Genomic DNA, 26,243 nt, shown 5'->3' on the forward strand with positions numbered 1-26,243 from the left:
AGCAGAAAAAAGGGGGCCGAAGCCCCCAGAGGTTAACCAGAGAGGGCGATCAGCCCTCGATCTCGATCAGCACTTCGCCAGGCGTCACACGGTCCCCCTTGGCTACATGGATGGCCTTGATGGTCCCGGCCAAGGGAGCCTGGATTTCCGTTTCCATCTTCATGGCCTCGGTAATCAACACGGCCTGCCCAGGCTTCACCTGCTCGCCTTCCTTGACCAGCACCTCCACGATATTGCCCGGCATGGTGGTACTGACGTCTCCCGGCGCGCTGGCCTGTTTGCGTTTGCCAACACCTGTTCCAACGAACTCGTTCAGTGGCTCGAACACCACTTCCTCAGGCATGCCGTCGATGCTCAGGTAGAAATGCCGCTTGCCTTCGGCTTTCACCCCTACCCCTGTGATATCCACTCGGTAGGTTTCACCGTGTACATCGATCACGAACTCGGTAGGTACGCCTTCGCCCTTGGCGGAGGCCACAGCGCCGGCCTCTGGTACCGGCAGCAGAACCTCAGGCTTGAGGGTCCCTGCGTTGCGCTCCTCCAGGAACTTGCGACCGATATCAGGGAACATTGCAAAGGTGAGCACGTCTTCTTCGCTGCGAGCGACCTCGCCAATGTCAGCACGCAGCTTGGCCATCTCCGGCTTGAGCAGGTCGGCCGGGCGTACATCGATGATGTCCTCGCTACCGATGGCCTGACGACGCAAGGTTTCACTGACCGTACCGGGTGCCTTGCCGTACCTGCCTTGCAAGTAAAGCTTCACCTCATTGGTGATGGTCTTGTAGCGCTCGCCAGCCAGTACGTTGAAGAACGCCTGGGTGCCGACGATCTGCGACGTGGGGGTTACCAAGGGCGGGTAGCCGAGGTCCTGGCGCACGCGGGGTATCTCCGCCAGCACTTCGTTCATGCGATTGAGCGCACCCTGCTCCTTGAGCTGGTTGGCCAGGTTGGAAATCATGCCTCCCGGTACCTGGTTCACCTGCACACGGGTGTCCACGGCGGTGAATTCGCTTTCGAACTGATGGTATTTCTTGCGCACCGCATAGAAATACAAGCCAATTTCCTGCAGCAGTTCCAGGTCCAGGCCGGTGTCGTACTCGGTGCCCTTGAAGGCCGCCACCATGGATTCGGTACCAGGATGGCTCGTTCCCCACGCCAGGCTGGAAATGGCGGTGTCGATATGGTCCGCGCCGTTCTCTACAGCCTTGAGCTGGCACATCGCGGCCAATCCGGACGTGTCGTGGGAATGAATGAACACCGGCACGCTGAGTTCGGCTTTTAGCGCCCGCACCAGTTCGCCTGTAGCGAAGGGTGTCAGCAGGCCGGCCATGTCCTTGATGGCGATGGAATCACAGCCCATGCCCTGCATCTGCCTGGCCTGTTCCACGAATGCAGCCACCGTGTGCACCGGACTGGTGGTATAGGCGATAGTGCCCTGGGCATGCTTGCCGGTGCGCTTTACCGCTTCGATAGCCACTTGTAGGTTGCGGATGTCGTTCATCGCGTCGAAGATGCGGAACACATCGATCCCGTTGCTCGCCGCCCGCTCGACGAAAGCTTGCACCACGTCGTCACTGTAGTGGCGGTAACCCAGCAGGTTCTGCCCTCGCAGCAACATCTGCAAGCGGGTATTGGGCAAGGCGGCGCGTAGTTGGCGCAGGCGCTCCCACGGGTCTTCCTTGAGGAAACGCACACAGGCATCGAAGGCAGCGCCGCCCCACACTTCCAGGGACCAGTAGCCGACTTTGTCCAGCTTGTCGCAGATCGGCAACATGTCCTCGGTACGCATGCGGGTAGCCAGTAGGGACTGATGGGCGTCGCGCAGTACGGTGTCGGTAACGAAGATTTTCTTGGTCATGTCAAAAGCTCCTTTCTAGCTCCAAGCTCGCGGCTACGAGCCCAGGACATCCGCCTGGGACTTAGGGCTTGCCGCTAGCAGCTTGAAGCCGCTGTTCATAGGCCGGCGTGCGCGGCGATGGCGGCGGCAATGGCCAGGACCAGTTCTTCAGGCTTGCGCTTGATGGAGTACTGGGTGAGTTCCGGATGGCTTTCCACGAAGCTGGTGTTGAATTGGCCACTGCGGAATTCCGGGTTACGCAGGATTTCCTGGTAATAGGCCGCCGTGGTCTTCACCCCCTGCACCCGCATGTCATCCAGGGCGCGCAGGCCGCGATCCAGGGCCTCTTCCCAGGTAAGCGCCCAGACCACCAGCTTCAGGCACATGGAGTCGTAGAACGGAGGAATGGTGTAGCCGGTATAGATGGCGGTGTCAGTACGCACCCCTGGGCCGCCCGGCGCGTAATAGCGCGTGATCTTGCCGAAGCTGGGCAGGAAGTTGTTCTTCGGATCTTCGGCGTTGATTCGAAACTGCAGGGCGAAGCCGCGGTGTTGGATGTCCTCCTGTTTGACGGACAGGGGCAACCCCGAGGCGATGCGGATCTGCTCGCGCACGATGTCCAGCCCGGTGATTTCCTCAGTAATGGTGTGTTCCACCTGGACCCGGGTATTCATTTCCATGAAATACACTTCACCTTCGGCGAGCAGAAACTCCACGGTACCGGCGTTCTCGTAACTCACCGCCTTGGCCGCGCGCACCGCCAGGTCACCGATATAGGCCCGTTGCTCTGGCGTGAGCTGAGGGCTTGGCGCAATTTCGATAAGCTTCTGGTTACGGCGCTGAATGGAACAATCGCGCTCGAACAGATGAACGACATTGCCGCTGCTGTCTCCCAGCACCTGGGCTTCGATATGCTTGGGATTGACGATACACTTTTCCAGGAAGACTTCCGCCGAGCCGAACGCTTTGGTGGCTTCGGAGATGACTCGGGGAAATGCTTGCTCCAGCTCTTCACGGCTGTTGCAACGACGAATGCCGCGGCCTCCACCACCAGAGGTGGCCTTGAGCATGACCGGGTAGCCGATACGATCCCCTTCGCTCAAAGCCTCGGCCAGGTCGGCCACGTTCCCGTCAGTGCCGGGGGTAACCGGTACTCCGGCTGCCATCATTGTGCGCCGCGCCTCGGTCTTGTCGCCCATGCGGCGAATGACGTCTGCCGATGGCCCGATGAATTTCACCCCACGCTGCGCGCAGATTTCAGCCAGCTCGGCATTCTCCGAGAGAAAGCCATAGCCGGGATGCAAGGCATCGCAGCCGGTTTCGACGGCCAGGTTCACCAGCTTGCGCGGGTTGAGATAGCCGGCCAAGGGCTCGGCGCCAATGTTGTGCGCTTCGTCCGCTCGCTTTACATGCAAGGCATGACGGTCAGCATCCGAATAGATGGCTACGGAGCGGATACCCATTTCAGCGCAGGCCCGAACGATGCGGACGGCGATCTCGCCCCGATTGGCAATGAGGATCTTTTTTATCACTGGTTCTTCCCTCGTCCATTAGGCTTCGTGGCGCTCTACAGCCTGATCAGGCACCGTGCAAAGGTAACGGGGTCAAGCGATAAACAATAATCAGAGTTTATTGGGCTCAGCATAAGCGATCCCTTATAGTTCAGGCTTTCCAAGGGGCGGAATCGATTATGCGAAAGTCGTTGATGCGTCTTACCCTCAGGCAGCTTCGAGTATTCAACGAAGTCTGCGACTTGCGTTCTTTCAGTCGGGCGGCCGAGGAAATGGCGCTTACGCAACCGGCGGTGAGTTCGCAAGTGCGTCAGCTCGAAGAGGTGATCGGTCAGCCATTGTTCGAATACGTAGGCAAGAAGCTCTATCTCACCGAAGCGGCACAGGCACTGCGCGGTGCCAGTCAGGATATCTTCGGCCGGCTGGAAAGCTTCGACATGCAGCTTTCCGACCTTCAGGGCTCGCTGCAGGGTCAGCTCAAGCTGGCGGTGGAATCCAGCGCCAAGTACTTCGTTCCGCACCTGTTCGCCGCGTTCAAGCGCAAGCACCCGGAAGTCAGCCTGGCACTGAGTGTAGTCAACCGAGCCCAGGCCGTGCGGCGGTTGATCGACAATCGCGATGACCTATTGATCATGTCTCAGGTGCCTCAGGACATGGACCTGGAGTTCCTGCCATTCCTCACCAATGACATCATCGCGGTAGCGCCACCCGAACACCCCCTGTGCGCGGCGGGTGAATTGCGCTTGCAGGCACTGGAACCCTGGCCATTACTGATCAGAGAAGCGGGCTCGGGTACTCGGATGGCATGCGAGGCCTTTCTGAAAGACAAGCGCGCGCACTTCGCTCAAACACTGGAAATCGGTTCGGCCGAAGCCCAGCGCGAGGCGGTGGTCGCAGGCCTTGGGCTGGCCTTGATGAGCCGTCACTCGGTGATCGGGGCGCTGCGCAGCGGCGCATTGCGCGCGCTACCAGTGGCCGAGCTACCTTTGCGCCGCAGCTGGTGCCTGGTGCGCGCCAAGTCGAGGCGGCCGTCGCCGGTCGCGGCGGCCTTCCTCTCATTCATTCGAGAAGAGCGTACCCAGCTCAATAGCCTGGCTGAACGCTTTGCCGAGCATCCGTAAAACCAGGGGCCCAGAACCGCAACTCCGGAAAATCATGAATCTCGGCCATTAGCCTGCGTTCTTCGGTACGGCTCTCGATAGCTCGGCGGAAGGCCATGCGCCGGGCGTCTTCTTCCTGGCGGCGGGTTTTGCCGTTGGACCCTTCATAGGAACGTGCCATGGTCATCATATCCTGGGGCTGGGAGAGGCCCTACGATGCCTTGGTGATATTGCAGTTTTAAAACAGGACGTTTAATAAGCAGTTACGCGTCAGTTCAGGATATTTCCCTTTGGGCCTATTCCATGGCCCTTCTTTCACTCATCCGCCGCCCTGACCGACTTGGGCGACAGGCGAAGGCTGCGCAGGCTGCGCTTGACGCTCTTGAGATGGTTGACCAGCGTCGGGCCGCGAGCCATCGCCACGCCCATGGCAAGCACATCGATGACCACCAGGTGAGCGATACGCGAGGTCAGCGGCGTGTAGATCTCCGTATCCTCATGCACATCGATGGCCAGGTTGACCGTGGAAAGTTCAGCCAAGGGCGTTTGGCTCGGGCATAGGGTGATCAGCGAAGCACCTGTTTCTCGTACCAGGTTGGCCGTGATCAGCAAATCCTTCGAACGTCCCGACTGCGAGATGCAGACCGCTACATCCCCGGGCTGCAGGGTTACCGCGCTCATGGCCTGCATGTGCGGGTCCGAATAGGCGGCAGCGGTAAGCAACAGCCGGAAAAACTTGTGCTGGGCATCCGCGGCTACTGCCCCGGAGGCACCGAAGCCATAGAACTCTACCCGACGAGCCTGGGCCATGGCCGTCACTGCTCGCTGCAAGGCATCGGCATCCAGGCGCTCGCGCACCTCCATCAAGGTATGCAGTGTAGTGTCGAAGATCTTCAGGCTGAAATCGGCGACCGAGTCGTCTTCATGAATGGCGAACTGCCCGAAGCTGGCACCAGCGGCCAGGCTTTGCGCGAGCTTGAGCTTCAGGTCCTGGAAGCCCGTGCAACCAATCGCCCGGCAAAAGCGCACGATGGTTGGCTCGCTGATACCTACGTTGTGCGCCAGGTCCGCCATGGAGCTATGCATCACGGCCGCAGGATCCAGCAGTACATGATCGGCAACCTTCAACTCCGACTTGCGAAGCAGATGGCGGGACTGGGCAATGTGTTGCAGAAGGTTCAAGAGAGTGGACTCGTTGTCGATCGGGCGTACCCGCGGTTTTTTGTAGTTATACTACATGGCTCGGCACAGGCACAGTCAAACAAGGGGTACACCTTCATTGCCACGTACGGCAAGCCAGTGCTGGAAGTCATCGGCGGCGACCGGGCGGCCTACCAGGTAACCTTGCACTTCATCGCAGCCCTGGCCTTGTAGCACTTTCAACTGAACCTGGTTCTCGACGCCTTCAGCGGTGACTTGCAGGCCCAGGCCATGGGCCATGGTAATCACCGCCTGGGTGATGGCCGCATCAGCGCTGCTTTCCCCAAGCTCCTTGATAAAGGCCTGGTCGAGCTTTACGTAGTCCACGGGGAGATGCTTGAGGTAGCTCAATGCCGAATAACCCGTCCCGAAATCATCGATCGCCAGCTTTATCCCCAATGCGCGCAGTTGGGTGAAGGTCGCCTGGATGCCGCTGAGGTTGTCCAGCCATTGGCTCTCTGTCAGTTCCAGTTCCAGTGCCTCAGGCGACAGCCCGCTTTCGGCGAGCACCTGTCGTATGAGCGTGACCAGGTTGCCATAACGCAGTTGATGCCCGGAGAGATTGACTGACATGCGCAGCTCACCGAAACCCTGCCGTTGCCATTCCCTAGCCTGTCGGCAGGCGGTGCGTAATACGAATTCGCCGATCGCAGTGATCAACCCGGTTTCCTCGGCCAATTCTATGAAAGTGTCTGGGCCGATCAGGCCGCGTTGTGGATGGCGCCAGCGGATCAGCGCCTCCACCCCGCCCACTACCTGGCTGCGCAGGTCCAGCTTGGGTTGATAGAAGACTTCCAGCTGGCCAAGCTCCAGCGCGCGACGCAATTGGTGCTCGAGTTGCAGGCGATCATGGGCATGCCCCTGCATATTCTCGGTGAAGAACTGGAACCCGTCGCCGCCCAATCGCTTGGCCTGCTGCCTGGCAATGTCTGCCTGTCCCAGCAACAAGGCCCCCTCCCGGGCCGTATCGGGCAGCATGCTGATACCGATCGAAGCCGTCAGCGTGAGATCGTGCTCATTGAGGTGAAGCGGTGCGCGGATTTTGGTCAGCAGACGCGTGGTCATTCGGATCAGCCCGGAGAGGCTCGTATAGGCATCGAACAGTACCGCGAATTCATCGCCACCCAGTCGGGCGACCGTATCGGCCTCAGGCAACGCGGCGCAGATGCGCTTGGCGATCTGGCGCAAGGCCTGGTCGGCCATATCGTGGCCGAGACTGTCATTGAGCAGTTTGAAACGATCCAGGTCGATATAGAGCAGGGCCAGGCTGCGTCCGTTGTGGCGGGCCCGCTGGCTGGCATCATGCAGGCGCTGGCGGAACAGGCTGCGGTTGCCCAGGCCGGTCAACTCATCATGGTAGGTCAGGTAGTGAAGGCGCTCTTCCGAAGCGCGCCGGGAAGACAGGTCCGAACAGAACACCACGACCCGGCTGAGCACCCCGTGGCCATCGAGAATAGGGCTGACCTGCAACCATTGCGGGTAAAGCTCGCCATTGTGTCGAGCTTCGACCAATTCTCCTTGCCAGCCGCCTCGCTCCAGGAGGGCCTGGTGTACTTGAGGAAATTGGCGCCGCAGGTCGCGGCTGCATGGCAATTCCAGCAGTGCCTGGCCAATGCAGGCAGAACCTGGATACCCAGTGATGCGCGTGAAGGCCTGATTGACGGCCAGTATGGTGAATTCGGGATCGAGCACCACGATGCCTTCGCTCATGGCTTCGAACACAGTGGCAGCCAATCGCTGCTGTTCCTGCTGCTCCTTCACCGCGGTGATGTCACGCCGGGTACCGAGCATGCGCAGCACGCGACCACTAGCCGTGCGCTCCACCGCCCGGCCTCGATCCTCTACCCATAGCCAACGGCCATCACTGTGGCGGATCCGGTACTCGACGCAGTAATCCTCAGTGCGCCCTTTCAGGTGGTCGATCAACCTACGCTTCAGTGCAGGCACGTCGTCCGGATGCAAGCGTGGCCTCAGGTGCTTGAGCAGAACAGGCCTGTCCTGCTGGGCGATGCCGAACAGCCGCTCGAGCTCGGTGTGATGCACTTCGTCCGTTCGCAGGTCCCAGTCCCACATGCCCAGCTCGCTGGCTTCCAATGCCAACGCCAGGCGAGCCTGGCTTTTGCTCAGAGCCTGGTTGGCCTGGTCCAATTGTCGGCTGCGCTGCGCGACACGTTCTTCGAGGGTTGCCTGAACCGCGCGCAGGGCCTGCTCGGCAGCGCTTCGCCGCTCCATCTCTTCGCTCATTTCACTGTTCAGGCGTGAGATCAGCCGTTGCTCCTCGCGCAGGCTCGCGATCAACGCCTGGTTCTGGAAACGCCGAAGCAGGCTACGCTCGATAAGGCGATTGACCTGCCAGGCAACGATGCACAGCGACCCGAGCAGCATGAGCCCCAGCCAGGCCCAACCACGTTGGTGAGGGCCTTCATGGATAAACAGCCAGAGGATGGGCGGCACCAGGCAGGGCAGTACAAAGCTGAGGAAAGCAGTGAAACTGACGGCATAGGCGATGCTGGCCGATAAGGCGGCCGCCCCAAGCAGGCCAAAGATCCAGGCCTGCTGCAAGAAACTCTCGAAAGGCTCCAGCACGATGGCAGCGCCGGCCAGGGTCAGGCCACTGGCCGCCGAGCCCAGCAGGAACATTCGTCGCCACAACGGCGCGGCCTGGCGTTCCGGCATTGAAGAGTCGAAGGCTGCCACCTGGATGACCCGCAAGGCTACCAGCGTCATCAGCCAGCCCAGCCAGACACTGACCAGAACATGATGGCCGGGTGTCCATAGCAGCCAGGAGCAGATGAGACCGGTGAGCAGCATCAACAAGGTAGGCACCAGCGAGCCCTGATATAACAGGCGCGTGCGCTCCACCGCCAGACTGGCGGAAAAATCGGTGTCCAGGACGCCTTGTAAGGGCGCAGACCGCTCAACGGAACGGTATACGAAGGCCATAGGCTTATTCTTGTCAGACCCGTCGGATGCCTTGGCAGCATACACAACTTTCAGGCCATGGCGGCAGTGCTCGGTAACTGGAACCCATCTGGCCGCCGCCCGGTCGTAAGCCGCGTTTGCCGTGGCCTATACCGCCGTCCTAGAATGCGGCCATGCACGATGACCTCTCCTTACTGCTCAATTCCCTCAACGATGCTCAACGCCAGGCGGTCGCCGCCGCGGTTGGGCGTCAGTTGGTCCTGGCGGGCGCCGGCTCTGGCAAAACCCGCGTACTGGTTCACCGCATCGCATGGTTGATGCAGGTGGAACATGCCTCTGCGCATTCCCTGTTGGCGGTGACCTTCACCAACAAGGCCGCGGCGGAGATGCGTCACCGCATCGAACAGCTCATTGGGGCCAGCCCCGCCGGCATGTGGGTCGGGACCTTCCACGGCCTGGCACATCGCCTCCTGCGCGCTCACTGGCAGGAAGCCAGGCTCAAGCAGAGCTTCCAGATTCTCGATGGGGACGACCAGCAGCGGCTGGTCAAGCGAGTGATCCGCGAGCTTGGCCTGGATGAGCAACGCTGGCCGGCCCGCCAGGCGCAGTGGTTCATCAATGGGCAGAAAGACGAAGGCCTTCGTCCGCAGCATATCCAGCCCAATGGCGACCTCTTCCTGGCAACGATGCGTAGTATCTACGAAGCCTACGAGGCCGCCTGCGAGCGTGCGGGGGTGATCGACTTCTCCGAGCTTCTGTTGCGCGCGCTGGACCTCTGGCGTGACCACCCCAGCCTGCTGGAACACTACCAGCGGCGTTTCCGTCATGTGCTGGTCGACGAATTCCAGGATACCAACGCCGTTCAGTACGCCTGGCTGCGGCTGCTGGCCAAGGGCGGACAGAGTCTGATGGTGGTGGGCGACGATGACCAGTCCATCTATGGCTGGCGCGGCGCGCGCATCGAAAACATTCGCCAGTACACCACTGACTTCCCGGACGCCGAGCTTATCCGCCTGGAGCAGAACTACCGCTCTACCGCCGGCATCCTCAATGCCGCCAACGCATTGATCGCCAATAACAGCGGCCGACTGGGAAAGGAACTCTGGACCGAAGGCGGCGATGGCGAGCCGATCAGCCTGTATGCGGCCTATAACGAGCACGACGAAGCCCGTTACGTGGTGGAAACCATCGAGAGCGCGCTCAAGACTGGCCTGGCGCGCAGCGAGATCGCCATTCTTTACCGTTCCAACGCCCAATCGCGGGTCTTGGAAGAAGCCTTGCTGCGCGAACGCATTCCCTATCGGATCTATGGCGGGCAGCGCTTCTTCGAGCGTGCCGAAATCAAGAACGCCATGGCCTACCTGCGACTCCTGGATGGGCGGGCCAACGATGCCGCGCTTGAGCGGGTCATCAATGTCCCGCCACGAGGCATTGGCGAAAAAACCGTGGAAGCCATCCGCGCGCATTCCCGCCAGGCCCAGGTTTCCATGTGGGAAGCGATTCGCCAATTGGTGGCGAACAAAGGCGTGACGGGACGAGCGGCCAACGCGCTCCAGGCATTCATGGACCTCATCGAGGACCTGGCGGCCCGCACCGAAACCATGCCCTTGCATGTGATGACCCAGACGGTCATCGAGCATTCGGGGCTGATCGTTTACCACCAGGAAGAAAAAGGCGAAAAAGGCCAGGCCCGGGTAGAAAACCTCGAGGAACTGGTCAGCGCCGCGCGCAACTTCGAAAACGGCGACGGAGAAGAAGACCTCAGCCCTCTGGCCGCTTTCCTGGGACACGCCTCGCTGGAGGCCGGCGACACCCAGGCCGAGGAGCACGAAGACAGCATCCAGCTGATGACGCTGCATAGCGCAAAGGGTCTGGAATTCCCCTATGTGTTCCTGGTGGGGCTCGAAGAAGGGTTGTTCCCCCACAAGATGAGCCTGGAAGAACCTGGCCGGCTCGAGGAAGAAAGGCGCCTGGCTTACGTCGGCATTACCCGAGCCATGCAGCAGCTGGTGATGACTTATGCCGAGACGCGACGCCTGTACGGGAGCGAAACCTATAACAAGGTCTCTCGCTTCGTGCGGGAAATCCCTGCGAACCTGCTCAAGGAAGTACGTCTTTCCAACAGCGTGAGCCGGCCATTCGGTGCGCCTGCCAAGCCTAATATCGGCAATATCTTCGGTCAGGCCGGTATTCCCGACACGGTGTTCAACCTTGGCCAGCGCGTTCAGCACGCGGTGTTCGGCGAAGGGGTGATCCTCAACTTCGAAGGCGCAGGTGCCCAGGCTCGGGTACAGGTCAACTTCGAAGAAGGCAGTAAGTGGCTGATGCTTGGCTACGCCAAGCTGGTTCCGCTGGACTGACACTACGGCTTATCAAGGAAACTTCCTACAGCTAAAAGCCTCAGTCCCTACATGGGCAGGTTAGCTGCTGTAGGAAATTTCCGTAAAAGCCGGAAACACTCTCTCGCTAGCTATGCCCCCTACTGGCGTGCAACATGGCCAGTGCTACGTCCATTAGACATGGGAATGCCTTCATGCAACGTTTTCTAAGCATCGCCATGGCGCTTTGTCTCAGCCTCACGCTGAGCCTGGATGCCAATGCCGCCAAACGCTTTGGCGGTGGTAAATCGTTAGGCGCGGCGCCGACACACCAGACCCGCCAGGCCGCCCCCTCTCAACCAGCCGCCACCACCCCGGCACAGCCCGGTCGCGCACCCGGCGCGCCTAGCGGTGCTTCCCGCTGGCTTGGCCCGCTCGCCGGTATAGCCGCAGGCGGCCTGCTGGCCTCCATGTTCATGGGCGATGGCTTCGAGGGCTTCCAGTTCCTGGACTTCCTGCTGCTGGCCCTGGTTGCCTTCGTGATCTTCCGCTTCATCTCTTCTCGTCGCCGCAAGCAGCAGCCGCAGATGGCGATGGCGGGGCATCCGGCCTACCAGCGTGAGGCCTACCAGGCACCTCAAGCCCAGTCGCCCTTTGGCGCGGGTGCGGCCACTCAGGCGCGCCCTGTCATCCAGGCACCGGCGTGGTTCAATGAACAGAGCTTCCTGGCCGCGGCACGTGAGCACTTCATGACCCTGCAGCAGCATTGGGATGCCAACGAGATGGACAAGATCTCCGAGTATGTCACTCCGCAGATGTTGCAATTCCTGCGTCAGGAACGGGCATCCTTGGGCGACGGCTACCAGTCCACCTATATCGATAACCTGTCCGTGCAACTGGATGGCGTCGATGATCGCTCTGATCGCACCATCGCGACCCTGACCTTTACCGGTGTTTCCAAGGATTCCCGCTTCGATAAAGGCGAAGCCTTCAGCGAGAGCTGGAACATGGAACGCCAGCAGGGCGAGAACCAGCCTTGGCTGATTGCCGGTATCCGTCAGAACGGTTGAAACAAGCGTGGTACGCCACTCGGCACCAAAACCCCGGATATTCTCATCCGGGGTTTTGCTTTTCAGGCTATGAATTAGAATCTCTTGAGCAACTCCGCTCAACGTGTCGAAGCCATAGGTCTGTCATCGTGGAAGAAGTCATCGAACAACTCCGGGAAGCCAACGAACCCGTCCCTGTCCCGCTAGAGCTACCCGACGAGGACCTTCTGGTCGAAATCGAGGAACAGCTGTTCATCAACATTCCTTTTGTATTCAAGGAATTCCTCCTTACCGTGAGCGACGTGGTATATGGCAGCCTGGAGCCTGTAACCGTTACAGACCCGCAGTCTCATACCTATCTCCCGGAAGTCGCCGCGAATGCCTGGGACGCTGGCGTTCCACGCGACCTCATTCCGCTGTGCCAGGATGGCGAAGATTATTACTGCGTCGAAGAGGACGGCACTGTCGTCCTCTGGAGCGGTGATGAAGAGCTGGTTACCGAAGACAGCTGGGAATCCGTATGGCATTGGGCAAGGGACGTGTGGCTGGAAAGCTGAACGCCCCTCGTGGACGCTTCAATGCCCGCTAGGGCTGTCCAGAGTCTCCATCAGGGCTGCCTGCATGCGGGCATGGATGCGAATCAGCCAGCGCCAGAACAAGATAGCGAAGATCGACACTGCCAGCGCAACCACTATCAACATTTCCCGGGTAGGCAAAATACTGGCCGAGAGCGCGGCAAGCAGTAAAAGGACCAGACCCAGGAATATGACCGGTATGACCTGGGCCATGATCCCTCTCACCCGATCGGTATGCCGCCCCGCCAACTGAGGCCTTACGCCTGCCTCGGCAAGCAACAGGGATAATGCCCCCAGCTTTCGATAGGCGGCCACCAGGAACGGCATGGACAGGATGAGGGCCGCGGCGCAGAGCACCCCTTTCTGACCCTCATCCCCCGTTATCCAAGGTGACAACCATTGCCCGATAGGGCCGGCGAAGTGGGCCAAACTCAGGAAGATAGCAACGACAAGCGCCAGGTTGACTCCCACATGCATCAGAATGCGGCGCACCATGGCCGCCAGGGCTGCCCGCTCACCTTCAAGACGGATACCCCGCAGCCACTCACCATAGGTACCGAATACCCGTGCCAGCGGCATGGGCACCCAGCGCGCCAAGTGCAAGGCGAAGGGGTCGGCCCAGCGAATCAGATAGGGGGTAAGCAAGGTGGTAATGGCCGATACCGCCACGGCCACTGGATAAAGGAAGTCGCTGGTCACCTGCAGGGTCATGCCCAAGGCGGCTATGATGAAGGAGAATTCGCCGATCTGGGACAAGCCCATGCCAACGCGCAGAGATGTTCGTCCATCATTGCCGGCCAGGAAGGCGCCGAGGCTGCAGGAGACGACTTTGCCGATCACCACGGCCGCGGTGATCGCCAGGATAGGGCCGGCGTATTCTACCAGTACCTTGGGCTCGATCATCAGCCCGATAGCCACGAAGAAAATGGCGCTGAAGGTATCTCTCAGCGGCTCGACCAGTCGCTCGATCTTTCGCAACTGAGCGGATTCGGCCATGATCGCGCCGATGAGAAACGCCCCCAATACCATGCTGTAGCCCAGCTTGACCACCAGCAGGCAAAAGCCGAAACACAGGCCCAGCACAACGACGAGCAGCATTTCATCGCTATTGGCCTTGGCGACGTAGCCAAGCAAGCGAGGCACCAGCAGGATGCCTACCACTAGGGCCACGACCATGAACAGGCCTAGTTTGCCGACCGTGGCCGCCACTTCTCCAGAACTGACGGTGCCACTGACGGCAATACCGGAGAGCAAGGCAATGATGCCGATGCCCAGAATGTCTTCAACGATCAACACTCCGAAGATCAACTGGGCAAAGCGCTGATGTTTCATGTTGAGATCATTCAGAGCCTTCACGATGATGGTGGTGGAAGAAATGGCCAGGATTGCCCCCAGGAACAGTGCATCCATGGTGCCCCAGCCAAAGGCATGGCCGATTTCATAACCCACCCAGACCATCAGGGTAATTTCCAGTAGGGCAGCTACGAAGGCCGTGGCGCCAACCTTGAAGAGTTTGCGCAGGCTGAATTCCAGCCCCAGGGAGAACATCAGGAACACCACCCCCAGTTCTGCCAGGGTCTTGATGGTTTCCTCGTCATGGATGAAGCCGAACGGCGGCGTGTGCGGGCCGATAATGAACCCGGCGGCGATATAGCCCAACACGACCGGCTGCTTCAAGCGATGGAAGATAACCGTTACGATGCCGGCGACCAGCATGATGACTGCCAGGTCTTGTATAAAGGCAATGGCGTGCACTGCGGCCTCCTTCAGATGTTAAATAGGCCTTACCCTAACATCCGTGGGAAAGGGTTCCGGTCTTCGGCAATATGCCGAAATGAAGTAGTAGTAGGAAATCGCTGAAATAGCGGTACCGGTGACGTAGCCCACGGCAGTTGCGTCAGCAGTATTCACCCAAGCGGCGGCGCGAGATCGCCTTCCTGAATTTCACACCGTGAGCCTTCTTATGGAACCTGGAAACGCCCAGTTGACGATGACCGTCCTGATGACCCCGGATATGGCCAACTTTTCCGGCAATGTTCACGGCGGCACGCTGCTGAAGTATCTGGACGAAGTGGCTTATGCCTGCGCCAGCCGCTACGCAGGCCGCTATGTGGTCACTCTGTCAGTGGATCAGGTGATCTTCCGCGAACCTATTCATGTGGGCGAGCTGGTTACCTTCCTGGCATCGGTGAACTACACCGGCAATACATCCATGGAGGTAGGCATCAAGGTGGTAACCGAAAACATCCAGCAACGTAGCGTTCGGCACACCAACAGCTGCTTCTTCACCATGGTAGCCATGGATGACAACCGCCGCGCGGTGCCAGTACCACCGCGCACGCCCCAGACCAGCGAGGAAAAGCGCCGCTTCGCGCAGGGCAAACAACGGCGGCAGATTCGCCAGGAGCTGGAGCAGCGATACCAGGAGCTCAAGGCGGACGGTATCTGAAGCTGACCGCCGCCGCGTGAGGTCAATGCGTCAAGGGGGTCGCCTGAAAGGTTACTCGTGGATGGGCAATACGATCCTGGGCACGTACCAGCTGTAGCTCGTAGCTGGCACAAGCCTGGGTTTCCAGCATGACCTCATGTACCGCGGCGGCCGTGAACTCGAAGGCAGCCACTGGGCTGTCGCCCAGAAGCAGACGGGAGAGAAACAGCCCGGATGTCAGGTCCCCTACACCAACGGGCTGGCGGGGAAAGGCAAGCAACGGACGGCGCAGGTGCCAGGTGTGCGTAGGGGTCGCGAGCAGCATCTCGAAGTCGCTCGCCTGCTTGGCACGGTAAGCCAGGTGCTTGACCATGACCATACCCGGCCCACGGTCGAGTAGGCTCCGGGCCATCTGCACGCACTCTTCGAGGGTATCGGCCGTGCGGCCGGTAAAGGTATTGAGCTCCAGCTGGTTCGGGCACAGCAGGTCTGCCCTGGGCAACGCCTCGGTCAGTAGGAAGTCGGTGACTTCGGGCGCTACCACGCAGCCTTTTTCGGCATGCCCCATTACCGGGTCGCATAGGTACAGTGCGCGAGGATTGGCCGACTTCACTGCCGCCACTGCCTGCATGATCGCCTCGCCCTGGTCTGCGCTGCCCAGATAGCCGCTCAGTACCGCATCGCAATTACCCAGCTCGCCGATAGCCCCGATACCCTCGACCAGTTGAGGAATCTGCCTTGCCGGCAGCACGTCGCCTTTCCAGTGGCCATACTGGGTATGGTTGGAGAACTGAACGGTATTGAGAGGCCAGACGTTGACGCCAAGCCGTTGCATGGCAAAAACCGCCGCGCTGTTACCCGCATGGCCGAAGACCACATGAGATTGGATGGCGAGCAGATGAGGGGTGCGTTTCATTGAGGATTCCGGCGCATCAAAGGCTGATTCAGATGTCTAATATTGCGTGAAAAGCGCGCTGTACGACAGACCGGGCAGGCAGTTAAGCTGCATGAGTCCTGATGGAGCCTTCGTCGATGTTGACCCTCGAAAATCTTGCCGTATTGCTGGTCGTGGCTTGTGCTGGGGCTTGGTTCTGGCATAACCATGGGCTGCGGGAAAAAGCCTTGGCGAAGGTGCGTAGCCATTGCAATCAACTGGACCTGGACTTGCTCGACGACAACGTCGCTTTCAAGCGATTCGCATTCGTACGGGACGCCAAGGGGCGCAAGCGTTTTGCTCGCATCTATGGTTTCGAATTTACCGTCACTGGCGAGCAGCGCCACCCAGGGACCATCACCCAATTCGGGCCGCATTCGGCACAGATTGAATTGGCCCCCTATCCATTCGAGATCAAGAAGCAACCCAGCGCGGAAATCATTGAACTCGCCGAATGGCGTCAGACTCACAAACGCACCCGGCCGTGATCCTTACCCTAGGCAACGGGCCCACTGTGCATCGAGGTCGGCTTGGTCCTGAGGTTGGTCGAAGATCAATTCAAGCCGGCTGTCTCGGCGCCACTCAGTGGGTTGCCATGCATAAGGTTGTCCAGGCAGTAGATTGGCCGAGTACCACCCTTGCTCGGTATGCAAGATCATCTTCGCGCGGATCCAGGGTAGCCGTTGCAGCATCGCTTCTATGTTCTGCCGTATCACCCGCTGCGCCGGTTGCAATCGCCAGCCTCGGCTCCAATGCCCAGGTGCGTCAATCGAAGGAACAGCAACCAGGCGTTTGCCTGGCTGGCCCGGCTGGCCCGGCCCATGAGCTCTGGTAGAAACCAATGCCTCCTCGGGTAACGCGCCTTGGCTGACCCAATAACCTGTATGCCCCAGGCTTAGCTCTATTTCGCCACGAGCATGTACTGGTACTTGGTCCGCTTTGTTGATGACAAGTACATGTCGGCCCATCAACAATGGCCTCACCCTGGAAAGAGATGAATCGGCGCGCCTCGCCAGTTGCAAAGCATCCACCACGACAATGGGTGGTTGTATGTTCAATACCCGTTCCCAGGGTGGCAAGCGCAGCTGATCTAACAAAGGCATGGGGTGGCCCAAGCCGGAAAGCTCGATCAGTAGATGGGTCGGCTTCCGAGCGCGGATCAATCGAGCAAGCGCGGCAGTGAAAGGCGCGCCATTCACGCAACAAACACAGCCTCCCGCGATTTCGACCACTGAGCTACCATCGTCTGCGCCCAGGAGCGCGGCATCCAGCCCGATATCGCCGAATTCATTGACCAGCACTGCCCAGCGCTGGCCAGGTGAATGCTGTTTAAGCAGATGCCTGGCCAAGGTGGTTTTGCCTGCGCCTAGCGGGCCAGCCAGTACATACGTAAGGATATTTTCAAACATGCCGGATATATGCCGCGCCCTGAGGATAGCTATCATCGTCCTATGTTCGGGTCAGCATCTGCAAGCCCGTGCAGAGGCTTGCCTCATCCACAGCCAGGGAGATCGGCTGGATGTGAAGGTTTGCCAACAGAACCGAACCATTCCCGCAGAGTTGTTCCATGATGGCTTCTGCCGCCCTGCCCTTAAGGATCAGAAGACGGAAGTCGCCTACATGGCTCAATGCCCCTCGGGGGCATTTGGGGTATGCCAAGGCGCGCGAGTCGATAACCTGCCTTACGAGCAAGACATACACTACTACGGCATCGCCAGCGATACCCGCTACTTGAAACCCTTCTGTGAAAACCGGAGCCAAGGACGCTGGGAAAAGCCCTGATGTTCCACGTGGAACTATTGACGCGGCTTGACACTGCCACATTCAGCGCCTAACCACAGGGCACGAGTATTCATGCTACCTTTCTGTGTAACACCGGAGGTGTTGAAGGTGCCGGCGACTTGGGTAGTGAATTCCCGATCACTCAGAAAGGTAGCCTGTCCCGCGCCTTGGGCTTTAGGGCAGGTAAAAGAAAACTTCCAAATATTGCCATTGCGTTCAGTGATGCGCTGAGTGCATCCGGATTGAGGGTCTTGCAGCGGTATATCGTCGGTACGTACCTGTTCCGGAGTCAGGCATGAGCGAATGCCATTGCCACCCACCGTTATGCCTTGCTTGGCCAGGACCTGTTCCATCATGGCTCGCTGTTCCGGGGGCAGATTACGCAACTGGCCCAGCATGACTTGCAAGTCCGGCAAGGGCTTGCCTTCCACTTCCATCTGGCTGGTAGTCAGCTCCCAAAGGCCGGGGCGAAGCATCTGGGCATGAGCGGATACCGCTCCACCAAGCGCCGCGAGCATCAGAACAATCGAGGTACCTTTCATATTCGACTCCTTGTTGGCTTTGCTTGGACGCTGCGCTTAGCCAGACGTTGCAGCGAACCGCTTGCACATTTGCCGCTGCGCGTAGTCATAGAGTGAACCCCGCCAGGATGCATAGGCAATGCATGGATACTCATAGCGCAGCGTTCTTCGGTTACGTACTTGGTCTCATTCATACTGTAGGGGCCGTCGCGGCCATTCATGCGCTTCTGACGGTGCGTACGGCCCAAGGTGCAATTGCCTGGGCCATGTCGCTGTTCTTCATCCCCTACCTAACCTTGTTGCCCTACCTGGTATTCGGTCGAAGCACCTTCGACGAATACATCGAAGCCAGACGCCAAGCCAACCGGGAGATGCAGGACGCGATCGCTCACCTCAACTGGCGCCCGTGGGTAGACGAGGCCCTCGCGGCCAAGGCATCAAGCGCCTACTCGCGCTTGCGTGCCCTACCCCGTCTGGGTCGCATGCCTTGCCTGGCAAATAATAATGTAGGCCTGTTGATAAACGGCGAAGCGACCTTCGAAAGAATATTCGAAGCGATCCGTGGCGCCGAGCGGGTCATCCTGATCCAGTTCTTCATCATCCACGACGACCTGATCGGGCGGAGGATGCAGGCTGCGCTCCTGGAAAAGGCTGGACAAGGGGTCAGCGTTCGCCTGCTGTTCGATCGTATCGGCAGCCATGCGCTATCCCGCCGGTATGTGGACACCCTGAAACGCGGTGGCGTACAGGTTCATGCTTTCTCTGCCGGGCGGGCCGGCTTGAATCGCTTCCAGGTAAACTTCCGCAACCATCGAAAGATCGTCGTAGTCGATGGCAAGATCGCCTTCCTGGGTGGGCATAACGTAGGCGACGAGTACCTGGGGGACCTTCCACCGCTAAGCCCATGGCGAGATACCCATGTCTGGGTCACAGGCCCGGCAGTAGCCTGCTTGCAGGAGAGCTTTGCCGAAGACTGGTTCTGGGCGGCGAGAGAGCTGCCGCCGCTGCTATTGCCAGACACATACCCTGACGAGGGTGCGCTCTGCCAGGTTTTGGCCACGGGCCCAGCGGATGCTCAGGAAACCTGCGCACTGTTCTTCATCGAGGCGATCAACAGCGCGGAACATCGTCTCTGGATCACCACCCCCTACTTCATACCCGATGAGGCCGTGTTCGCGGCATTGCGCCTGGCGGTACTGCGCAAGGTGGACGTGCGCATTCTCATACCTTCACGGCCAGACCATCGCGTCGTCTACGCAGCTTCAAGTCTCTATGCCAGCGAGGCAGTACGGGCCGGTATTCGCATCTTCCGTTACCAGCCAGGCTTCCTTCATCAGAAAGTGGTGCTTGTGGATAACGAAATCAGCGCCATCGGCAGCGCGAACATGGACAACCGCTCTTTCCGCCTCAACTTCGAAGTGATGTTGCTGACCATCGACGAAGGCTTCGCCAGCCAAGTCAGCGACATGCTGGAACAGGATTTCGCTCTCGCCAAGGAACTCACCGTGGCCGATAGCAAGAAAACCCACCGTGTATTGAAACTGGGCATGCGCATCGCTCGGCTTATTTCCCCAGTTCTCTAAAAACCTGCTCGGATTCCTACGTAGGTTTAGGAACGGCCCGACAGCCAACGCCAGGCACAAGCGTTGTAATTCCCAACTCGTTCAAGCAAGTGAGCACGACATGGGAAAAGCAACCTTTTGGGAAACCCTCGATGCAACAGACCTGGCGACTGCACGCAGTACATTGACCATCAACCATCCTTCCGCAGGCGTGGGACTGATGAATCTGCTGGAGCTCGTGGAACACCGAATCGAGCACGAAGATACCCGGACGATCCACAGCCTGACGTTCATCAGCGGCAAGCAGTTACGCATAGTAGCGCACGAGCGCTGCGTGACCGTGGAAGGGGAACGGATCAGCTTTCATCCGAGCGAGGTGTACCCCTTCCACACGCTATTGAGTGATCCGTAGGGTTACGCGAATGGCGCTACGTACGCGCAGCGCCAGTCGGTGGGCAGGATCAAGCGCCTTCTTTTACCTGCTTGCCCACGGATGCCCTACTCCACTGTCACCGACTTGGCCAGGTTCCGTGGCTGATCAACGTCAGTACCCTTCAATACTGCCACGTAGTAGGAGAGTAACTGCAGCGGCACGGTGTAAAGGATGGGCGCGAGGGCATCGATCACATGGGGCATGGCCACCACTGTGGTGCCCGGGCCGTTGCTTAGCTGGGCTTCTACATCAGCGAAGACCACGAGCTCCCCGCCCCGGGCACGTACTTCCTGAAGATTGGACTTCAGCTTTTCCAGCAGCTCATTATTCGGCGCGACTGTTACCACCGGCATATCTGCATCCACCAGCGCCAAGGGGCCATGCTTGAGTTCGCCGGCCGGGTAAGCTTCGGCGTGGATATAGGAGATCTCCTTGAGCTTGAGCGCCCCTTCCATGGCCACAGGGAACTGTGCACCGCGCCCGAGGAAAAGCGTATGGTGTTTCTCGGCAAAAAGCTGAGCGACCTTCTCGACGGTAGCGTCCATCGCCAGGGCTTCACCCAGGCGCACGGGCAGGCGCCGCAACTCTTCCACCAAGCGCGCTTCCATGCCCTCTTCCAGGCCGCCCTTGACCTGCCCCAGGGCCAGAGTCAACAGCATCAGGCCGACCAGCTGGGTTGTGAACGCCTTGGTGGAAGCTACCCCAATTTCCGGCCCAGCCTGGGTAAGCAACGTCAGGTCGGATTCCCGCACCAGTGAGCTGATACCCACGTTGCACAGCGCCAGGCTGCCAGCGAAGCCGAGGGCCTTGGCATAGCGCAGCGCAGCAAGGGTGTCCGCCGTTTCACCGGATTGCGAGATGGTGACGAACAAGGTGTCGGTGGGTACTACCACCTTGCGATAACGAAACTCACTGGCCACCTCGACCTGGCAGGGAATGCCGGCAAGCCCTTCTAGCCAATACCGGGCGACCATGCCGGCGTGGTAGCTGGTGCCACAGGCGACGATCTGCACGTTGCGCACGCGCTCGAAGAGGGACCTTGCCTTGGGCCCAAAGGCCTCCACCAGCACCTGACCTTCACCGAGCCGGCCTTCGAGGGTACGTTGCACGACCTTGGGCTGCTCATGGATTTCCTTGAGCATGAAGTGACGGTACTCGCCTTTGTCCGCCGCCTCGGCGCCTTCGTGGTATTGCACCGTCTCACGCTGCACCGGCTGCCCTTCGCGAGTCCAGATCTTCACACCGTCCTGACGGATCTCGGCAATGTCACCCTCCTCCAGGTATTTGAATCGGTCGGTGACCTGGCGCAGGGCCAGTTGATCCGAGGCCAGGAAGTTTTCTCCAAGGCCCAGGCCGACCACCAAAGGGCTGCCGCTGCGAGCCGCCACGAGGCGGTCTGGTTGGGTCAGGGAAACCGCTGCAAGGCCGTAGGCTCCATGCAACTGGGCAACGGTCAAGCGAAGCGCGTCAATCAGGTCGGGTTGACTCTGCAGCTCCCAATGCAGCAGGTGGGCGATGACCTCGGTATCGGTCTGTGACTCGAACTGATAACCCCGGGCTTGCAACTGCACGCGCAGCGGCTCGTGGTTCTCAATGATCCCGTTGTGTACAACCGCCAGGCCATTGGAAAAATGCGGGTGTGCGTTCGGTTCAGTGGGCGCGCCATGGGTTGCCCAGCGAGTATGGGCGATACCCAGCCGGCCGGTGAGCGGCTTGGCTTGCAAGGAAGCTTCCAGCTCACTGACTTTGCCGGTGCGGCGACACCGCTCCAAGGCCCCCGCTGCTGTGACGAGAGCGACGCCGGCACTGTCGTAGCCCCGGTACTCCAGACGCTTCAAGCCTTCGATCAAGATCGGCGTCACGTTACGTTCAGCGATGGCGCCTACGATTCCGCACATGGTTTGCTACTCCTGGCTAGGGGCGGCGCAGATCAGCCGGACTCCGCGCGCCTGAATGTGCTCGCGAGCCTCGAGGGGCAGGCGATCATCAGTAATAAGGGTATGAACGCTGCTCCAAGGCAGCTCGAGGTTTGGAATGCGACGGCCGAGCTTGTCAGCTTCAGCCAGTACTATTACCTCACGCGCGACCTCGGCCATCACTCGGCTCAGGCCCAGCAATTCATTGAACGTGGTGGTGCCACGCTCCAGGTCCAGACCGTCGGCGCCAATGAACAACTGGTCGAAGTCATACGAGCGCAGCACCTGTTCGGCCACCTGTCCTTGGAAGGATTCAGAATGCGGGTCCCAGGTACCTCCGGTCATCAGCAATACCGGTTCAGGCTCAAGCTCGCGCAGAGCCGTCGCCACCTGCAACGAGTTGGTCATCACCACCAGACCGGGCTGGCGGCCGAGATGTGGGATCATGGCAGCAGTGGTACTGCCGCTGTCGATGATGATTCGCGCATGCTCCTTGATTCGGCCCACGGCTGCCTTGGCAATGGCTTGCTTATGAACCGAAACTTTCTGGCCCGGATCGACAATCAATTCCTGTGGCACCGGCACTGCGCCGCCATAGCGACGCAGCAGCAGCCCGTTGCTCTCCAAGGCTGCCAAGTCCTTGCGGACCGTGACTTCCGATGTCTGGAAATGCCGCGCGAGCGCCTCCACGGTGACCTCGCCCTGCTCATTGAGCAAGGCGAGGATAGCGTGGCGGCGTTGAGGCGTATTGCGTTTCGTCATTGCGCTCGTATCTTTCGATTCGAAAGTTAATGCGCGCATTCAAAACTTTTAGGCCTTGGCTGTCAAGCGCAACTCGGCCGTTAGGTCGTTTTCTTGCGAGGGCGGGTCCAGCCTTCAACGTTGCGCTGTCGTGCCCGCGCTACGGCCAGTTGTTCAGCAGGCACGTCGCTGGTAATGGTGGAACCAGCCGCCGTAGTGGCGCCGTCGCCAATTGAAACGGGAGCAACCAACGCATTGTTGGAACCGATGAACACATCCTCGCCCAAGGTGGTGCGGCTCTTGTTGGCACCATCGTAGTTGCAAGTGATGGTACCCGCGCCTATGTTGGTACGCGCACCTATGCTGGCATCCCCCAGGTAGCTCAAATGCCCGGCCTTGGCCCCAGGCCCCATATGAGCGTTCTTGAGTTCGACGAAGTTGCCCACATGCGCCCTCGCTTCCAGTACGGTACCAGGACGCAGCCGCGCGAAGGGCCCCGCGTCGGCAGCCTCCCCTACTATCACGCCTTCGAGGTGGGTGAACGGCTTGATGACGGCTCCTTGCCTGAGAGTCGAATCACGTATTACCACATTGGCGCCTATCTGGACGCTGTCCTCGATGACAACTCGCCCTTCCAGTACCACGTTGACGTCGATCAGCACATCCCGGCCGGTTGTCACCTCTCCCCGGACATCGAGGCGAGCTGGATCACGCAGGGTCACGCCGGCGGTCATCAGTCTTTCGGCTTCGCGACGCTGGTAATAGCGCTCGAGCTCCGCCAACTGGCGTCGGTCGTTGGCGCCCTGTACTTCCATCGGCTCTTCTGCTGTTTGAGTAGCCACGGTAAGCCCATCCGCCACGGCCATGGCAATGATGTCTGTCAGGTAGTATTCCCCTTGTGCGTTCTGGTTGGACAACCGTCCCATCCACCCAGCCAGGCGGGCGGTAGGCATGGCCAGAATGCCGGTATTGCCTTCGGTAATACGCCGTTGCGCTTCACTGGCGTCCTTGTGTTCAACGATGCCTGTCACCTTTCCATTACCGTCGCGGGTGATCCGCCCGTAGCCGGTAGGATCTGCCAGTTCGACAGTCAACAGTGCTACCTGGTCTTCATTGACCAAGGTCAAGAGCGCCTGCAGGGTAGCTGGCTGGATAAGCGGTACATCACCATAGAGGATGAGCGTAATCGTGGAATCCAGGCCAGGCTGAGCCTGTGCTACCGCATGGCCTGTACCCAGCTGTTGCGCCTGAATCACGAACTGGATGTCTTCGGCGGCGAACGCTTGCTGCACCTGTTCGGCACCATGGCCAATCACGACGTGGATGCCACTCGGCTCGAGTTGGCGGGCGCTGTGGATAACATGCCCCAGCATTGAGCGGCCAGCGACCGGGTGCAGGACCTTGGGCAGCGCGGAGCGCATGCGTGTGCCCTGGCCTGCGGCGAGGATAACGATATCAAGAGACATGGAAGGCCTGACAGCGAAAAAAGAAAAAGGGTAGCCGAGGCTACCCTTTTACTCAATCGCGCAGGAGGACCGAGGAGTTATCCACCGTACTTCTTGCGGATCTGCTGCACGGTACGCAGTTGGGCAGCGGCTTCGGCCAGACGCGCTGCGGCAGCGCTGTAGTCGAAGTCCGAGCCCTTTTCGTTCAGCGCCTGCTCGGCCGCTTTCACGGCCGCCTGGGCGGAGGCTTCATCGAGGTCGGCGGCGCGCTGCACGGTATCGGCCAAGACCTTTACCACGTTCGGCTGCACTTCGAGGAAACCACCCGAGATGTAGAACACCTCGGCTTCGCCACCTTGCTTGATCAAGCGGATCGGACCTGGCTTCAGGTCCGTCAGCAATGGCGCGTGGCCTGGAGCGATACCGAGATCACCCAGGTTACCGTGCGCGATCACCATCTCTACCAGGCCGGAGAAGATCTCCCCTTCCGCGCTGACGATATCGCAATGGACAGTCATAGCCATCTACTTGCCTCAACCTGAAAGCGCCCGTTGCCGGGCGCCGGGATTACAGTTTCTTGGCCTTCTCGATCGCTTCTTCGATGCTGCCGACCATGTAGAACGCCTGCTCTGGCAGGTGGTCGTAGTCACCGTTGAGGATGCCTTTGAAGCCCGCGATGGTGTCTTTCAGGGAAACGTATTTGCCTGGAGCACCGGTGAAGACTTCGGCCACGAAGAACGGCTGGGACAGGAAGCGCTGGATTTTCCGCGCACGGGACACCAGCTGCTTGTCGCTTTCCGACAGCTCGTCCATACCCAGGATGGCGATGATGTCTTTCAGCTCTTTGTAACGCTGCAGCACATACTGCACGCCACGAGCGGTGTCGTAGTGTTCCTGGCCGATCACCAGTGGATCCAGCTGGCGAGAGGTGGAGTCCAGCGGGTCTACCGCGGGATAGATACCCAGCGAAGCGATGTCACGGGACAGTACCACGGTCGCATCCAGGTGGGCGAAGGTGGTAGCTGGCGACGGGTCGGTCAAGTCGTCCGCGGGCACGTATACGGCCTGGATCGAGGTGATCGAACCCTGCTTGGTGGAGGTGATGCGCTCTTGCAGAACGCCCATCTCTTCGGCCAGGGTCGGCTGGTAACCTACCGCGGAAGGCATACGGCCCAGCAGTGCGGATACTTCGGTACCGGCCAGGGTGTAACGATAGATGTTGTCGACGAACAGCAGTACGTCGTTACCTTCGTCACGGAATTTCTCGGCCATGGTCAGGCCGGTCAGGGCAACGCGCAGGCGGTTTCCTGGTGGCTCGTTCATCTGGCCGTAGACCAGCGCTACCTTGTCCAGAACGTTGGAGTCTTTCATCTCGTGGTAGAAGTCGTTCCCTTCACGGGTACGCTCGCCCACACCGGCGAACACGGAGTAACCGCTGTGCTCGATGGCGATGTTACGGATGAGTTCCATCATGTTCACGGTCTTGCCCACGCCGGCGCCGCCGAACAGGCCAACCTTGCCACCCTTGGCGAACGGGCACACCAGGTCGATTACCTTGATGCCGGTTTCGAGCAGTTCGTTGCCGCCAGCCTGGTCAGCGAACGATGGAGCCGCGCGGTGGATGGTCCAGCGCTCTTCTTCGCCGATCGGGCCGGCTTCGTCGATGGGGTTGCCCAGCACGTCCATGATGCGGCCCAGGGTAGCCTTACCCACGGGTACCGCGATGGCCGCGTTGGTGTCGATCACGTCCAGGCCACGCTTGAGGCCTTCGGTCGAACCCATCGCAATGGTACGCACCACGCCATCGCCCAGCTGCTGCTGGACTTCCAGGGTGGTTTCAGCGCCTTGAACCTTCAGGGCGTTGTAGATGCTCGGCACGCTGTCACGTGGGAATTCCACGTCGATCACGGCGCCGATGATTTGAACGATACGTCCGCTACTCATAGCTGGATCCTCTGAATATTTGAAC

General features: G+C 59.8%; 23 protein-coding genes. 9 read left to right on the plus strand and 14 right to left on the minus strand.

The window, feature by feature from the left end; translation table 11 throughout:
* Nucleotides 1–49: 49 nt before the first annotated feature.
* Nucleotides 50–1,858, minus strand: coding sequence for a sodium-extruding oxaloacetate decarboxylase subunit alpha (gene oadA / locus BN1188_RS05465; protein ID WP_040260372.1), 1,809 nt, complete (start codon nucleotides 1,856–1,858; stop codon nucleotides 50–52).
* Nucleotides 1,859–1,953: 95 nt separating this feature from the next.
* Nucleotides 1,954–3,369: an acetyl-CoA carboxylase biotin carboxylase subunit gene (locus tag BN1188_RS05470; protein WP_040260373.1), complete on the minus strand. Its 1,416-nt coding sequence runs from the start codon at nucleotides 3,367–3,369 to the stop codon at nucleotides 1,954–1,956.
* A 158-nt stretch (nucleotides 3,370–3,527) separates the two neighbouring features.
* On the opposite strand from BN1188_RS05470, the gene BN1188_RS05475 reads away from it, so the two are divergent.
* Nucleotides 3,528–4,469 carry a LysR family transcriptional regulator gene (locus BN1188_RS05475; protein ID WP_040260374.1) on the plus strand — a complete coding sequence of 314 codons (942 nt, stop codon included), beginning with the start codon at nucleotides 3,528–3,530 and terminating at the stop codon, nucleotides 4,467–4,469.
* On the opposite strand, the gene BN1188_RS05480 is transcribed toward BN1188_RS05475, so the two are convergent.
* The 3 genes from BN1188_RS05480 to BN1188_RS05490 form a co-directional block, all read right to left on the minus strand.
* Nucleotides 4,432–4,629 carry a PA3496 family putative envelope integrity protein gene (locus tag BN1188_RS05480; protein ID WP_084596164.1) on the minus strand — a complete coding sequence of 66 codons (198 nt, stop codon included), beginning with the start codon at nucleotides 4,627–4,629 and terminating at the stop codon, nucleotides 4,432–4,434. The two genes, BN1188_RS05475 and BN1188_RS05480, sit on opposite strands and share 38 nt — an antisense overlap.
* A 134-nt stretch (nucleotides 4,630–4,763) precedes the next feature.
* Nucleotides 4,764–5,630, minus strand: coding sequence for a transcriptional regulator HexR (gene hexR, locus BN1188_RS05485; protein WP_040260375.1), 867 nt, complete (start codon nucleotides 5,628–5,630; stop codon nucleotides 4,764–4,766).
* Between the two features lie 75 nt (nucleotides 5,631–5,705).
* Nucleotides 5,706–8,591 (minus strand): EAL domain-containing protein, encoded by a 2,886-nt coding sequence (locus BN1188_RS05490; RefSeq protein WP_052469162.1) that lies wholly within the window; start codon nucleotides 8,589–8,591, stop codon nucleotides 5,706–5,708.
* A 152-nt stretch (nucleotides 8,592–8,743) separates the two neighbouring features.
* On the opposite strand from BN1188_RS05490, the gene uvrD reads away from it, so the two are divergent.
* From uvrD to BN1188_RS05505, 3 genes are all read left to right on the plus strand, one after another.
* Entirely contained in the window at nucleotides 8,744–10,930 is a 2,187-nt protein-coding gene (uvrD, locus tag BN1188_RS05495; protein ID WP_040260376.1) for a DNA helicase II, read from the plus strand.
* Between the two features lie 173 nt (nucleotides 10,931–11,103).
* Entirely contained in the window at nucleotides 11,104–11,958 is an 855-nt protein-coding gene (locus BN1188_RS05500; protein ID WP_040260377.1) for a Tim44 domain-containing protein, read from the plus strand.
* Between the two features lie 128 nt (nucleotides 11,959–12,086).
* Nucleotides 12,087–12,494, plus strand: a complete 408-nt coding sequence (locus BN1188_RS05505) for an SMI1/KNR4 family protein (protein ID WP_040260378.1) — start codon at nucleotides 12,087–12,089, stop codon at nucleotides 12,492–12,494.
* Nucleotides 12,495–12,512: 18 nt separating this feature from the next.
* Here the strand turns inward: BN1188_RS05505 and BN1188_RS05510 are convergent, their stop codons facing one another.
* On the minus strand, nucleotides 12,513–14,267 hold the full coding sequence (locus BN1188_RS05510) for a cation:proton antiporter (protein WP_040260380.1): 1,755 nt from the start codon (nucleotides 14,265–14,267) through the stop codon (nucleotides 12,513–12,515).
* Between the two features lie 208 nt (nucleotides 14,268–14,475).
* Here BN1188_RS05510 and BN1188_RS05515 point away from each other — a divergent pair, with 208 nt between their 5' ends.
* Complete coding sequence (locus BN1188_RS05515) at nucleotides 14,476–14,961, plus strand: acyl-CoA thioesterase (protein ID WP_040260382.1); 486 nt, start codon at nucleotides 14,476–14,478, stop codon at nucleotides 14,959–14,961.
* A 22-nt stretch (nucleotides 14,962–14,983) separates the two neighbouring features.
* On the opposite strand, the gene pdxY is transcribed toward BN1188_RS05515, so the two are convergent.
* A complete protein-coding gene (gene pdxY / locus BN1188_RS05520) occupies nucleotides 14,984–15,856 on the minus strand; it encodes a pyridoxal kinase PdxY (RefSeq protein ID WP_040260383.1) in 873 nt (290 codons plus the stop codon).
* A gap of 116 nt (nucleotides 15,857–15,972) precedes the next feature.
* Here pdxY and BN1188_RS05525 point away from each other — a divergent pair, with 116 nt between their 5' ends.
* Nucleotides 15,973–16,362 (plus strand): DUF3301 domain-containing protein, encoded by a 390-nt coding sequence (locus BN1188_RS05525; protein ID WP_040260385.1) that lies wholly within the window; start codon nucleotides 15,973–15,975, stop codon nucleotides 16,360–16,362.
* A gap of 3 nt (nucleotides 16,363–16,365) precedes the next feature.
* Here the strand turns inward: BN1188_RS05525 and BN1188_RS05530 are convergent, their stop codons facing one another.
* Nucleotides 16,366–17,283, minus strand: coding sequence for a CobW family GTP-binding protein (locus BN1188_RS05530; protein WP_040260387.1), 918 nt, complete (start codon nucleotides 17,281–17,283; stop codon nucleotides 16,366–16,368).
* Here BN1188_RS05530 and BN1188_RS21910 point away from each other — a divergent pair.
* Nucleotides 17,282–17,656, plus strand: coding sequence for a hypothetical protein (locus BN1188_RS21910; protein WP_040260388.1), 375 nt, complete (start codon nucleotides 17,282–17,284; stop codon nucleotides 17,654–17,656). The two genes, BN1188_RS05530 and BN1188_RS21910, sit on opposite strands and share 2 nt — an antisense overlap.
* 14 nt (nucleotides 17,657–17,670) lie before the next feature.
* On the opposite strand, the gene BN1188_RS05540 is transcribed toward BN1188_RS21910, so the two are convergent.
* Complete coding sequence (locus BN1188_RS05540; protein ID WP_052469163.1) at nucleotides 17,671–18,198, minus strand: DUF3617 domain-containing protein; 528 nt, start codon at nucleotides 18,196–18,198, stop codon at nucleotides 17,671–17,673.
* Between the two features lie 122 nt (nucleotides 18,199–18,320).
* Between BN1188_RS05540 and cls the strand changes: the two genes are divergently transcribed.
* Nucleotides 18,321–19,760, plus strand: a complete 1,440-nt coding sequence (gene cls / locus BN1188_RS05545; protein WP_040260389.1) for a cardiolipin synthase — start codon at nucleotides 18,321–18,323, stop codon at nucleotides 19,758–19,760.
* 100 nt (nucleotides 19,761–19,860) lie between these two features.
* The gene (locus BN1188_RS05550; protein ID WP_052469164.1) at nucleotides 19,861–20,151 is read left to right on the plus strand and encodes a hypothetical protein; all 291 of its coding nucleotides are present in this window, start codon (nucleotides 19,861–19,863) and stop codon (nucleotides 20,149–20,151) included.
* 86 nt (nucleotides 20,152–20,237) lie between these two features.
* Here BN1188_RS05550 and glmS read toward each other — a convergent pair whose 3' ends face one another.
* The 5 genes from glmS to atpD all read right to left on the minus strand — a co-directional run bounded on the left by glmS (nucleotide 20,238) and on the right by atpD (nucleotide 26,218).
* Entirely contained in the window at nucleotides 20,238–22,070 is a 1,833-nt protein-coding gene (glmS, locus tag BN1188_RS05555) for a glutamine--fructose-6-phosphate transaminase (isomerizing) (RefSeq protein ID WP_040260390.1), read from the minus strand.
* Nucleotides 22,071–22,076: 6 nt separating this feature from the next.
* A complete protein-coding gene (locus BN1188_RS05560) occupies nucleotides 22,077–22,850 on the minus strand; it encodes a DeoR/GlpR family DNA-binding transcription regulator (RefSeq protein ID WP_040260391.1) in 774 nt (257 codons plus the stop codon).
* An 80-nt stretch (nucleotides 22,851–22,930) separates the two neighbouring features.
* Entirely contained in the window at nucleotides 22,931–24,295 is a 1,365-nt protein-coding gene (gene glmU, locus BN1188_RS05565; protein ID WP_040260392.1) for a bifunctional UDP-N-acetylglucosamine diphosphorylase/glucosamine-1-phosphate N-acetyltransferase GlmU, read from the minus strand.
* A 77-nt stretch (nucleotides 24,296–24,372) separates the two neighbouring features.
* Nucleotides 24,373–24,798 (minus strand): F0F1 ATP synthase subunit epsilon, encoded by a 426-nt coding sequence (locus BN1188_RS05570; protein WP_040260393.1) that lies wholly within the window; start codon nucleotides 24,796–24,798, stop codon nucleotides 24,373–24,375.
* A 43-nt stretch (nucleotides 24,799–24,841) separates the two neighbouring features.
* On the minus strand, nucleotides 24,842–26,218 hold the full coding sequence (atpD, locus tag BN1188_RS05575; protein ID WP_040260395.1) for a F0F1 ATP synthase subunit beta: 1,377 nt from the start codon (nucleotides 26,216–26,218) through the stop codon (nucleotides 24,842–24,844).
* Nucleotides 26,219–26,243 lie beyond the last annotated feature (25 nt).

Origin of the sequence: Pseudomonas massiliensis (assembly GCF_000826105.1) — a bacterium.
GTDB lineage: Bacteria > Pseudomonadota > Gammaproteobacteria > Pseudomonadales > Pseudomonadaceae > Aquipseudomonas > Aquipseudomonas massiliensis.